The following is an 11,643-nucleotide window of genomic DNA, read 5'->3' as shown; positions in this document are numbered from 1 at the left end:
TTGAAAAACATATGCTATCTGTTTATTCCCCTTGTCATTGCAGTCTTGCTTTCCGCTTGCAGTTCTGTACCTCATAGTGGAAAGGAAATAGTCCCATTTTCTTATACAGACCAAAATGGACAGCCTTTCGGTACAGATGAACTAACGGGGAAAGTCTGGATTGCTGATTTCGTCTTCACAAAATGTAAGACCGTCTGTCCCCCGATGACACTAGAGATGGCGGATTTGCAAAAAAAGTTCGAGGATGAAGGCGTTCAAGTCGAATTCGTATCATTCACTGTCGATCCAACAATTGATTCACCAGATGTGTTAAAAGAGTACATCCACCAATTTACGGACGATGAAAAGAATTGGCATATATTAACGGGATATACACAGGAAGAAATTGAAGCTTTCGCAAGGGATCAATTTCAAACAATTGTCCAAAAACCTTCCTCATCCAATCAAGTCATTCACGGAACTAACTTTTATTTGATTGATCAGCAAGGCAGTATTGTGAATGAATATAATTATGTAGATGCATCCTATGTCAAGGAAATGATGAAGGATATCAAAAAGATTCAAAGATAATCACATGTGTTGATTAACCAAAAACAACCCGTAAATAACTTAATTAAACAGCAGGAGCTTCGTGTACATTAAATTTGGATCGCTTTGGATTGAAAGGCCTCTATACGATTATCGAGATTTCTTGATGTGTAGGGATGTGGCCTCGTCGCATCCCTACACATCGTTTTTCGATAATCGTATGGTGCTTATTCATCCGTCACACTTGCGCCTCGGTAAAGATGTCATGACTAGTTCGCCAAAAGCGGACCGAAAATGATTCAGTGAAAATGGGTTTTTTCAAGCCTTTCTTACCTGCTCTTTATGCAAGAAAATGGTTAATCAACAGACGTGAAAGATAATAGACAAAAACACCTCCTAGGCTTATCCGCTTTGGAGGTGTTTCCTTGTTAGCAATACATTCATTATTTCTTCAAACGACTCTTCATAAAACTGATAACAACTGGCAGAACAGACACAAAGATAATTAATAAAATAACAGTGGAAAAGTTATCTTTAATGATAGGAATATTCCCGAAGAAATAACCTGCAATCGTACAAATTCCTACCCATAGAATTGCGCCTACTACATTATAAATGAAAAAGTAGCGATAATTCATACGACTAGCCCCTGCAACAAAAGGTATAAATGTACGAATGAACGGCATAAAGCGGGCAATCACTATCGTTTTACCACCGTGTTTATTAAAGAATTTCTCTGCTTTATCCATTTTTTCTTGATCAATGACTCTACCAATTAAGCTATTAGGCTTGATCGCTGTCCCGACCTTTTTACCGATTTGATAATTTACAGTATCCCCAATGACAGCTGCAGTAAAGAACACAATAAGGAGAAGTACAATGTTAAATGCCCCCATTGCAGCAAGAGCCCCACTTGCAAATAACAAAGAATCACCTGGTAAGAATGGGAAAATAACTAATCCTGTTTCAACAAACACGATTAAGAATAATAGTACATATGACAGCGAGCCGAAATTTTGAATAATTTCAACCAAATGCTCATCAATATGTAATATGAAGCTGAATATGTTTTGAATAATAGTCATACATAGACTCACTTTCAATAGTATTTGTCAGATTCATTGACGGAAACAACCTTATTCATCATACTTGTTTCTTTGATCGTTGTCACGTAACAGAATAAAATAGCGATACACCTTATAAAAGTGCAAGGTGCCAAAAAGAATAGCAGACATAAGTCGATCAAGCGACGTGGCGCTCTTTGCCACATAGCCGGATTACTTTCAAGGAAACCTAGCCTAAGTACGCCGCGTCCTGCGGCAACAGCTAAAGGAGACCCAACATCCTGTGAGCCTCCGTGCGGCTGGTGCCTAGAGTCTAGACACCATTCTATGTCGAACAAACTTATACTTTCCTATATTTGAAGAATGCCCCCCCAATGATTTCAGGGAGGCATTACTCATACTATTATTTACGTCTCCAAAGCATCAACATCATCGCCGTAATAAAAGTAAAAGCAATGAGTGCCAAAAAAGGAATCGTTACAAAACCAAACCAATTAATATATTGTCCCGAGCATGGAACCCCGCTCGTACACGTACTGAATTCTTGCAATGAAGGCAGTTTCTGCAACGCATAATGATAACCAGATAGAAGCATGCCTATGACTGACATCGGAAGTACGTACTTATATATATCGCGGTCATTTCGATAAAATGCCATGCCAAGGAACAGAACTAGTGGGTACATAACTATTCGCTGATACCAGCAGAAAGTGCATGGTACAAAGCCCATACGCTCGCTAAAAAACAAACTTCCTACCATCGCTGTAATCGATGCTAACCAGGCAAGGAGGAGCGGTTTACTTACCACTAGCAGCCGCCTCTTCCACCATTTTTGTGAAATCATCTAACGTACTACCCGTAAATTGTTTTCCACTTATAAAGATTGTTGGTGTGGAGGATACACCTAGGTTATTGGCCGTTTTCATATCTTTCTCCCAAGCTTCTTTCCCCTTGCTTTCACCAAATGACTGCATTACTTTATTCGTTTCTTCTTCAGTTGCCACTTCCGCTAAAACCTCTTCCAAAAATGACTCCGTATATAAGTCCTTTTTTTCGTAGGTTAAATCTTCTGGTTGCTTACTAAATAATAATTCATGGAAAGTCCAAAACTTATCATTCCCTAATTCTTGATAAACCGTTTCTGCAAATTGAGCGGATCGATTTGAATCGATGTTTATAAAGGAGTAATTCATAAAGTAAAACTTGGCTTTCCCCGTTTCAACTAACTCCTTATAAATAACCGGAAAAAGTCTATCATTGAAATCTTTACAACTTGGACATTTATAATCACCAAACTCAATAATGTCAACTGGTGCTGACTCTTCACCCAAGAACGGCTGCCCTTCTACATCTATAACGGTTGACTTTTGATTGGCGTCCGTTAAAACAATAACGCCTACGATACAAATAACTACTAAACCAACAATCCAAAAAATCTTCTTAGACAAGGTAAACACTCCTAATTTGAACTACATGACGTAGTGTAATGAAATAAAAATTTACGCAAGAGCGTAAATAAATAGTGCACAAATGAAGCAAAAAATCGTTACTGACAGAAGCATAACCTTCACAGGTAGCTTTATTTGGATTCCTTTTAACGGATTCAGGATATAGTCAATCCGATAATTGACAGATGTATCAGCAAATGATGCATAGACAAAAGGCATTTTTTCATTTTTGCACACTTTAAGCATCTTTAAAAGCGCACTCCCTAAGTTAACAGACGTCTGTTGTTTTTCAATTGCATATTCATCCGCTGACAATTCCTTAATGATGCTATATTTCTGATTAAACCATTTTAGAATCGGAATATAGCCCATCGTGGACGAACAAAGTGACATCAAAAAGATGGTAAGGGGGTCACGATTTTTTTGATGATACATCTCATGAGAAATTACTGCATTTAATTCATCGTCATTTAATAGGCTTATCAATCCCGTCGATAATACGATTTTAGGACGAACAAATCCCATTGTGATTGCAATCGGTGAAGGATGCGAGATCACAATAAATCCATCTTTTCCATCGCTATAAGTTTGATTCATTTCGGTTGTGAGCGTATTTTCTTCATACTGCTTAAATCGTTTTTTCATTCGTGAAGCATGATAAAATTGTGATCCTATTTTCCATATCGAAAATAACAACGTATAAATGACAAATGCATCGAGGACATACTCAAGAGAAGACAAGCCAATATTTTTCATCCAACTGTGACAGACGACAACAAGGTTATGACCAATATCCCAGCCTGCTATGATCGACATCAGATACAAACCCATTTGAAGATAAATCGTCCCTGAAATTATGAGTGACACAATAAGCATACTTAATGATTGACGTTTGTACATACGTTACATGCCCTTTTTCAGTTCTTTTATTTTCTGTTCGAGCTTGGCCACGAGAGCATCATCTACATCTTCAAGTGCATCTAGCATGTGACTTACAACGACACTTCCAAATTCATCCATCAGCTCATTTGTCATTTCTTTCGACTGTGTAGTCAAAAATTCTTCCCTTGATAGAAGCGGTTTATACAAAAACGACCGTCCTTCCAGTCTCTTGCAAAGAATCTCCTTGTCTACTAATCGATTCATAACAGTCATTACTGTATTGAAATTCGTTGATTTTTCACGTTCAAGTACTTGCTGAACATCTTTAATAGTCATTTCGACATCATTCCATAAAACGTCCATAATCTTTGCCTCAAGAGGGCCAAAAAAGCGGTTTAGCCCACTTTCATTCAACTTAAATTTCCTGATTTTCATGACTACTCATCTCCACATTACTCATTGTAGTGCTAGTCTTTTATCCAGTCAAGAATTCTCTTTTGAAAAACAGACAATTAACAAATCTGTAACATTTGTTGCCCTATATTCTCCTTATTTAGGTCAGGTTGTCTTTAACAATTCAGACAAAAATCTCCCCGGCATTTAAACCGAGGAGATTTTCACAACCTATTATTGAAGCTATTTATTGTTTATTTATCATCTTCAAATTCAATTTTTGTACCGTCTTTAAATCGAATTTCTAGCTCAAATTCCGTATAATCTGTCGGTAAATCGAATACCTTCATTACTTCTTGAATGGCAGCTTCCTTCCCTGTCTGTTGAGTAATTGTTAACTGTTTCACCAATGGATACAGTTCATTGAATGCCTCTGTCCCCTTTTTCTTGATATTATTAAGTGAATCCTCAATTTCTGCATCGATTGAATTGTCACTATTTTTTTCAAGCTCTGCCTCATATTCCTGATGATTCGCATAGTCAAGCTTTAGTTCGAAATCAGCATAGCCAAGTTCATCCATCTTTTTTTGCATATCATCTTGATTGACGGTATCTGTATTTTGTTCAGTTTCAGGGCTACTAGTTCCCTCCGTCGAAGTCGCACCATTTGTGTCCCCATTACTATTCTCTCCCGTAATAGGTTCGTCCACTACCTTATCATTATTTTTTTCAGCGTTCCCGCAAGCAACAAGCACAAAGGATAATGCCATGGTCAAGATGAAAATAGAAATTTTCTTCATCGTATCTACCTCCTTATACAGTCCATTCCCCATCGAGTGACTTTTACACATGAAAAAACTACCTATTTTGGATATCGATAAATACCTGTTAGGATGGGGATAATGATGAATATAAATTGTGATAACGGAGGAATTTCAATGAATGAATCGATTAAGCAAACTGTTGCTACACTTACGTATATTTCAGTCGAACGAGTTATGGGTTGGTATGACCAAAAAACAAAGCGTACCGTGCATAGTATCCATTTATATACTGACTCGATTTCAACTTCACGAAATACATTCAGATTAGAACACGTGCATGATATGTCCTATAAGCCGTTTTCCAGCGGAGCAGGATTTTTCTATTTACATACAACCCAAGGTGTCTTCACTTATGAAGTCGATACAGACCCAACTTATTTCATCAGGACCTATCAAAGTTTGCCCAGATGATCCGCACTTTCATTTTTTTGTTTAGTCCTTACCTTTTTGGGGAATATAAAAAAGGAGAACAAAAAATGGAGGTAATTTTAATGACTGTTAAAAAAACTGTTGAAAATGCCGTTCAGGCAAAGGAAGAAATCGAGAAATTGGTAACACAAGGATATACACATGATGAGATTTATATTTTTGCACATGACAAAAAGAGAGCCAGTCACATAACGGATGCGCTAGATACAGAAAGCGTAGGTATGAAAGAACAAGGTTTCTTGGATAGTATGAAAAACATGTTCTCTTCTCGCGGAGATGAACTCCGTAGCAAGATGGAAGCTGCAGGACTATCCACGGCAGAAGCTGCCGATGCAGAGGCAGAACTTGACCAAGGGAAACTTATCCTAATTGCGAAGAAATAACTTATAAGTTTATGAATCCCATTCCTCTGATATGAGGAATGGGATTTTTTTGATTGCTTGGGGGATTATTTAGTTCGTTGCATATATGGTCGGTTGGATGTCGATTATGATCGGTTGGACGGAGATACGATTGCTTCCGCATCGGTTATGATCGGTTAGACGGGGTTATGATTGCTTCCGCGTCCGTTATGATCGGTTGGACGGAGATAGGATCGCTTCCGCATCGGTTATGATCGGTTGGTCGGAGATAGGATTGCTTCCGCGTCCGTTATGATCGGTTGGACAGGATTATGATTGCTTCCACGTCGGTTATGATCGGTTCGTCGGGGATATGATTGCTTCCAAGATGGTTATGATCGGTTAGACGGGGTTATGATTGCTTCCGCGTCCGTTATGATCGGTTGGACGGAGATATGATTGCTTCCACGTCCGTTATGATCGGTTGGACGGAGATATGATTGCTTCCACGTCGGTTATGATTGGTTCGTCGGAGATATGATTGCTTCCGCGTCAGTTATGATCGGTTAGCCGGGGATATGATTGCTTCCGCGAAGGTTTTGATCGGTTGGCGAGCAAACCGCTTACGTTTTCACTTTTTTAATGCTTTCATTGGCATAATCACACCATTATTCGATATGATGAACAATGGAAGTGGGTGCGGTTTATGATTAACAAGTTATGGAAGATTGGTTTTTTCACTGGACTTACAAGTTTCGTTCTTCTCATAGTAGGTGTTCGAACTGTTTTGGGTCAAACGCTTGTCTTTACAAACTACTTAACATTTGGTCTTTTCGGGCTAATCATCGGTGTTTTTTCATTTTTACTGCTGTTTTACAATTTGAAAATTGCTTTCAGGATTTTCTTGATTGGTGTGGCTCTCGGTTTTGCAGAGTTTTTCCGCAGCTTGTTAATGAATCCGAATGGGATAGGTGATGTACTCGGAATCTTGTCCTTGTTCATCATTTCTTCCTTTGGATTGGGACTGGCATTTATTGTCCAGTTCATCGTGATTTTAATGAAGAAAAAGAGCTAAGAACAAGAGCACCGAAGTCTAGATGATAAAAAGAGTGTGCAACTCCTAGTTCCCCTAGGAATTGCACACTCTTTTTAAATGGATTAGACGGCTTTATCTTTCTTAATCTGCTTACTTCGTAACTGACCGCATGCTGCGTCGATGTCTGTACCATGTTCAAGACGGACGCCGCAATTGATGCCTTTTCTTTTGAGTGTTTCATAAAATGCTTTAATGTCTTCTGGTGTACTACGGCGATACTGGTCATGTTCGTCAACCGGATTGTAGGGAATCAAGTTAACATATGATAGGTGACGTTTGTTTTCGAGTAGTTTTGCAAGCTGCTGTGCTTCCAGAACATGATCATTTACATCATGCAACATAATATATTCAAACGTGATTCTGCGGTTTGTCGTTTCCAAATAATAATCGATTGAATCCATCAATTTCTCAAGCGGGAACGCTTTGTTAATTTTCATAACGCGTGTACGCAACTCATTATTAGGTGCATGCAGAGATACTGCTAGGTTGATTTGGATATTTTCTTCTGCAAAATCCTTAATTCGTTGCGGATTACCACTTGTTGAAACGGTAATGTGACGAGCACCGATGGAAAGTCCTTTTTGATCATTGACGACACGAAGGAAATTCATCAAATGCGAATAGTTGTCAAATGGTTCGCCAATTCCCATAACAACAATATGACTTACGCGCTCATCTTCAGCTTTCGCGTCAAGGTGATGCTGTACTTCCATGATTTGTTCCACAATTTCTCCTGCTGTTAAATCACGGCTTTTTTTCAATAATCCACTCGCACAAAAACTGCAACCGATATTACAGCCGACTTGTGTCGTTACACAAACCGATTGGCCGTAAGGAAATTTCATTAAAACAGTTTCAATCAAGTTACCATCTTGCATTTTAAATAGGAATTTGATTGTGCCATCTTCTGATTCCTGTTTCACAGTCTGTTCTAGTGTTCGGAGGACATAGTTCGCATCCAGCAAGTCGATACATTCTTGATTAATATTTTTCATGTCTGCAAAGTTTGTTACACGCTTTTTATATAACCAGTCCCAAATTTGTGCAGCACGGAATTTTTTCTGCCCTTGATCCACTAACCATTCTGTAAGTTGTTCAATTGTGAGTCCATATATCGAATTCTTCATTAGTTATCCTCATTTCAAAAAATGCAATTCACATATTATACTACATGAAATTAGAAATGGGAACAACTATTTTAGTTTATAAATGTGAATTTCCAGCCCATAATCGCAAAAGACCCTCTATTATTATCTCCTCCGCAAATAAAGACTGTCCTTAATCTTTTTGGAGTTTTAAATTTTAAATCTCTTTACATGATCTTTTAAGTTTATTGCCATTTCATTAAGGGTCGTTGTCGTTCCAACCATTTCTTCCATAGAAGCCAATTGCTCTTCCATAGATGCAGCAATGTTTTGCGTATGGGAAGATGTCTCTTCTAATGATTGAACTGTTTCGATTGTAGATGCTAGTATTTCCTCAGAACCCGCAGAGATTTCTTGTATTGTTGCAGATACTGATTGATTTTTTTCTGTAATTTGAGTAATACGATTCAAAATGCTAGTAAACGATTTACCTGTTTCTCGTACGATTCCAGTTTCACGTTCCACATCTTCGAAAACCTTCGTCATGGCCTTCACAGAATTTTGAGAGTCATTTTGAATTTCTTTCACGAGCGTACTAATTTGGTTTGCTGAAGATGCGGATTGCTCAGCAAGTTTCCTCACTTCATCTGCGACTACACTGAATCCTTTTCCAGCATCGCCTGCACGTGCTGCTTCTATAGCGGCATTCAGTGCAAGTAAGTTTATTTGATCAGAAATAGCCGTAATAATTTCTATAATTTGACCAACTTCATTGGATCTCGTATTCATCAACTGTGTGATATCCATAGAAACTTTAACTGAGCTCGTTATCGTATCAATCCCTTGAATCGACTCTAAAATAAGATGATTACCTTGCTTAGCTTCTTGGGATGCATCCATCGATTCTTCCGTTACTTTCATAGAAGAATCTGCTATTTCTTGCAGACCAATTGTGATTTGTTCAAGCGCCACCAAGTTTTGTGATGCACTACTTGCTAACGTATCGCTCGTCGAAGATACTTCTTGGGTCGTAACAGTCGTATGATTGACTACTTCTGTCATTTGCTCTGCGCTATAGGTCAAGTCATCCGAGGAAGTGATAACGTTGTCCGTCGCTACATTGACATGTTCAATCGTATTTCTCAATTCTTGCTGCATGTTTCGGAAACTGTGGGCAAGATGACCAATTTCATCTTGACTATTCACACTAACTTCTTTTGTTAAATCACCTTGGGCTACAACTTCTGTATACTTCACTAATTGTTGAAGTGGTTTCGTAATTCTTGTTGATAAAATATAAGATATTCCAGCCCCTACCACCAATGCCCCTAGCGTAAGTGCAATACTGATGACAAGTATTTTCCGGGTTAAATCAGGGATAAATTTCGCATCCTGATCGATTCCTATAATAGAATCTGTCCCTTCAATATGTAAATAGATTGATTTATGTACACCGTACTCATCCTTATAAATCTCACTGAACAATGGCTGTTCCATGTTTAGCGCATCGTTTTGTTCGGATTTAAACGGATAAGGCGTAAGATAATCTGCCGTATCGGACAACGCAAGGATCATATCCTCACCATCAACTTTACTCATGATATAAACACTTTCTAAATCGCCTATCTCACGCGATTCATTGATTATAGCGAGTAATCTTTCATAGTCCTGTTTATTTGTCTTTGCTTTATTAAGCATCTCGGCATCGATATCTTTTTTCAAGTCTAGTAAATTCGTGTTGAGTACTCTCTCAAACTGGGGAATGACATTCTGATTGACAATTGACATAGATTGAAAATAAAAACCTAAACTAAATAATAAAGATAATACTGCAATTGGAATAATCGTTCCAAGCATTATTTTAGTTCTAATAGATCCTTTTTGTTTAAACAAACTAATTCCTCCTAAGATTTATACGAGTTGCGGTTCATAGAGCGATATAAAATTGCTCAATTCAAGTGTAAGCAATCGCTTATTTTCGTCAAATGTGTGATGTTTGAAAAATACAACAGAAAAAATAGGGTACTCTTTGTAATCCATATACCTATAGTCTAGTATTTCATTAAATTGTTGCTTAAAACTTTCATGGTCTACCGCTCGAATTAATTCAAGCGAAATCGACGGGTCAAATTCTGCACAAAGAAAACTATAAATCGCATTATCCATAGCCTCTATTTTTTCTTCCCAATTTGGTTTTAGCTGATTGAAATAATAATCATAAACGTCTACACCATAAGCATGTACGCCCAGTTCTGTCGTACCTATACCAGCAAAGCGGAATGGATTTACTTCAATTGGCACAACTTGTCCTTCTTTAGTTATTCGAACTTCAAAATGTAGTGGGAAGGAAGCCAGTGCTTCAATATTTCCTAGTCTTTCTAAAAAATCTGAAATCGGAGCAAGTGTTTCCCTTAATACACTTTTGCTTGTGTAATATATACGATCACTCATGTCTTTATCGTTAGCAAACATGCGCTTAAATAAATTTAAGATGACAGGTTTTCCCTCTTTAGTAAAATAAGCATCAATTGCATACTCGTCTCCTTGAATTAGCTCTTCTAATATGACAGTTTGGCTATCAATCACATCATTAGGATACGCGGATGCTGAATCGTTTATATCGACTTTCAATTTTTCTACGGTGTGATGCCAATCTTCAATACAATCTATTCTATAAACCCCAACACTCGAGTAGCCGATAACAGGCTTAATAATAATAGGGAATGGAATTGATTCTAAAGGTATTTCATATAAATCTTGAATAGATACTTCACGGAAATAAAATGAAGGATAAATTTTTGTCATTCTCCTCCTAAATTCCGCTTTGTTTTTGAATAGTGATGTCCATTCGGCAAATTTACTCTCAGGTAAGTAATTCATTAACATAGCCAAACCGTTTTCCGAATTAAATAAAAGAGGAGCAGAAGACTTCTCAAGTTGTTCAAAGAACAATGCCTCTTCAAGTAAAGCAAGTTTTTCTTCCTCCGGAATCTGCACATCTCCTATTTTTAAAACCGGAGTACCTAATTGCTGTAAAGTTGATGAAAGTAATGTTGATACATAAGGCTTATCAAGTATAATCATTTTATTCTCCTTTTTCTTGTTTTTTCCACTATATTTTTACAGCAGAATTTTTGTTCGTACCGATATTATTATCTCCCAATAGAGCCTATAGTATTGATTTTGAAAAATCATTAATCCCAATGACCTATAATTATCCACAGAAAAATAACAGTTAATAACTCCTATTATCATACATAGTAAGTTTTAACAATGCTATGCATTGTATTAAAGTATCATTATTTTGTATAGTCCGAATAGGTAAATAGTTAATCTGTATTATGTCATAACTGTATTCTTATGGCTTTTAACTCTGCCTATCTCAAAATTCCTTGTTTATTTTAAGACATTATTTTTTCAAAAATTCATCATAGGTCTTTTAAACTAAATAATATAAGCAATAGATTCTATTGCATAAATAAGCCATATATAATTCTTATTACAATTATAAATGATTTATTTATTATATTTAAATTCCTTCATTGCTATTATT

At 37.2% G+C, this 11,643-nt stretch carries 13 protein-coding genes; 4 read left to right on the top strand and 9 right to left on the bottom strand.

Annotated elements, in window-relative coordinates; genetic code table 11:
• Nucleotides 1-570 (top strand): SCO family protein, encoded by a 570-nt coding sequence (locus tag H7992_RS07640; protein ID WP_255428619.1) that lies wholly within the window; start codon nucleotides 1-3, stop codon nucleotides 568-570.
• Between the two features lie 401 nt (nucleotides 571-971).
• On the opposite strand, the gene H7992_RS07635 is transcribed toward H7992_RS07640, so the two are convergent.
• From H7992_RS07635 to H7992_RS07610, 6 genes are all read right to left on the bottom strand, one after another.
• Nucleotides 972-1,613, bottom strand: coding sequence for a VTT domain-containing protein (locus tag H7992_RS07635; protein ID WP_187047160.1), 642 nt, complete (start codon nucleotides 1,611-1,613; stop codon nucleotides 972-974).
• 382 nt (nucleotides 1,614-1,995) lie between these two features.
• Nucleotides 1,996-2,352, bottom strand: coding sequence for a disulfide oxidoreductase (locus H7992_RS07630; RefSeq protein WP_255428678.1), 357 nt, complete (start codon nucleotides 2,350-2,352; stop codon nucleotides 1,996-1,998).
• Nucleotides 2,353-2,389: 37 nt separating this feature from the next.
• Entirely contained in the window at nucleotides 2,390-3,049 is a 660-nt protein-coding gene (locus H7992_RS07625) for a DsbA family protein (RefSeq protein WP_231885782.1), read from the bottom strand.
• A 42-nt stretch (nucleotides 3,050-3,091) separates the two neighbouring features.
• A complete protein-coding gene (locus H7992_RS07620) occupies nucleotides 3,092-3,940 on the bottom strand; it encodes a M56 family metallopeptidase (protein ID WP_187047158.1) in 849 nt (282 codons plus the stop codon).
• Between the two features lie 3 nt (nucleotides 3,941-3,943).
• Nucleotides 3,944-4,357: a BlaI/MecI/CopY family transcriptional regulator gene (locus H7992_RS07615; RefSeq protein ID WP_187047157.1), complete on the bottom strand. Its 414-nt coding sequence runs from the start codon at nucleotides 4,355-4,357 to the stop codon at nucleotides 3,944-3,946.
• A gap of 212 nt (nucleotides 4,358-4,569) precedes the next feature.
• Nucleotides 4,570-5,115, bottom strand: a complete 546-nt coding sequence (locus tag H7992_RS07610; protein WP_187047156.1) for a YusW family protein — start codon at nucleotides 5,113-5,115, stop codon at nucleotides 4,570-4,572.
• A gap of 102 nt (nucleotides 5,116-5,217) precedes the next feature.
• On the opposite strand from H7992_RS07610, the gene H7992_RS07605 reads away from it, so the two are divergent.
• The 3 genes from H7992_RS07605 to H7992_RS07595 all read left to right on the top strand — a co-directional run bounded on the left by H7992_RS07605 (nucleotide 5,218) and on the right by H7992_RS07595 (nucleotide 6,984).
• Nucleotides 5,218-5,550: a hypothetical protein gene (locus H7992_RS07605; RefSeq protein WP_067207112.1), complete on the top strand. Its 333-nt coding sequence runs from the start codon at nucleotides 5,218-5,220 to the stop codon at nucleotides 5,548-5,550.
• A gap of 80 nt (nucleotides 5,551-5,630) precedes the next feature.
• Complete coding sequence (locus H7992_RS07600; protein WP_187047823.1) at nucleotides 5,631-5,951, top strand: YflT domain-containing protein; 321 nt, start codon at nucleotides 5,631-5,633, stop codon at nucleotides 5,949-5,951.
• A gap of 664 nt (nucleotides 5,952-6,615) precedes the next feature.
• The gene (locus H7992_RS07595; RefSeq protein ID WP_187047155.1) at nucleotides 6,616-6,984 is read left to right on the top strand and encodes a hypothetical protein; all 369 of its coding nucleotides are present in this window, start codon (nucleotides 6,616-6,618) and stop codon (nucleotides 6,982-6,984) included.
• A gap of 83 nt (nucleotides 6,985-7,067) precedes the next feature.
• On the opposite strand, the gene rlmN is transcribed toward H7992_RS07595, so the two are convergent.
• From rlmN to H7992_RS07580, 3 genes are all read right to left on the bottom strand, one after another.
• Nucleotides 7,068-8,132 (bottom strand): dual-specificity RNA methyltransferase RlmN, encoded by a 1,065-nt coding sequence (gene rlmN, locus H7992_RS07590; protein WP_067207103.1) that lies wholly within the window; start codon nucleotides 8,130-8,132, stop codon nucleotides 7,068-7,070.
• A 168-nt stretch (nucleotides 8,133-8,300) separates the two neighbouring features.
• Nucleotides 8,301-9,983, bottom strand: a complete 1,683-nt coding sequence (locus H7992_RS07585) for a methyl-accepting chemotaxis protein (RefSeq protein WP_187047154.1) — start codon at nucleotides 9,981-9,983, stop codon at nucleotides 8,301-8,303.
• A gap of 18 nt (nucleotides 9,984-10,001) precedes the next feature.
• Entirely contained in the window at nucleotides 10,002-11,174 is a 1,173-nt protein-coding gene (locus H7992_RS07580) for an ATP-grasp domain-containing protein (protein WP_187047153.1), read from the bottom strand.
• Nucleotides 11,175-11,643 lie beyond the last annotated feature (469 nt).

Source organism: Sporosarcina sp. resist (genome assembly GCF_014302295.1).
Taxonomy (GTDB): domain Bacteria; phylum Bacillota; class Bacilli; order Bacillales_A; family Planococcaceae; genus Sporosarcina; species Sporosarcina psychrophila.
This window is presented reverse-complemented; position numbering and strand designations above follow the sequence as displayed.

Bases quoted from the DNA above. Each gene is read 5' to 3' on its own strand.
- H7992_RS07615 (WP_187047157.1), bottom strand. From the start codon at position 4,357: ATGAAAATCAGGAAATTTAAGTTGAATGAAAGTGGGCTAAACCGCTTT.
- H7992_RS07630 (WP_255428678.1), bottom strand. From the start codon at position 2,352: ATGGTAGGAAGTTTGTTTTTTAGCGAGCGTATGGGCTTTGTACCATGC.
- H7992_RS07595 (WP_187047155.1), top strand. From the start codon at position 6,616: ATGATTAACAAGTTATGGAAGATTGGTTTTTTCACTGGACTTACAAGT.
- H7992_RS07600 (WP_187047823.1), top strand. From the start codon at position 5,631: ATGACTGTTAAAAAAACTGTTGAAAATGCCGTTCAGGCAAAGGAAGAA.
- H7992_RS07610 (WP_187047156.1), bottom strand. From the start codon at position 5,115: ATGAAGAAAATTTCTATTTTCATCTTGACCATGGCATTATCCTTTGTG.
- rlmN (WP_067207103.1), bottom strand. From the start codon at position 8,132: ATGAAGAATTCGATATATGGACTCACAATTGAACAACTTACAGAATGG.
- H7992_RS07580 (WP_187047153.1), bottom strand. From the start codon at position 11,174: ATGATTATACTTGATAAGCCTTATGTATCAACATTACTTTCATCAACT.
- H7992_RS07635 (WP_187047160.1), bottom strand. From the start codon at position 1,613: ATGACTATTATTCAAAACATATTCAGCTTCATATTACATATTGATGAG.
- H7992_RS07605 (WP_067207112.1), top strand. From the start codon at position 5,218: ATGATGAATATAAATTGTGATAACGGAGGAATTTCAATGAATGAATCG.
- H7992_RS07620 (WP_187047158.1), bottom strand. From the start codon at position 3,940: ATGTACAAACGTCAATCATTAAGTATGCTTATTGTGTCACTCATAATT.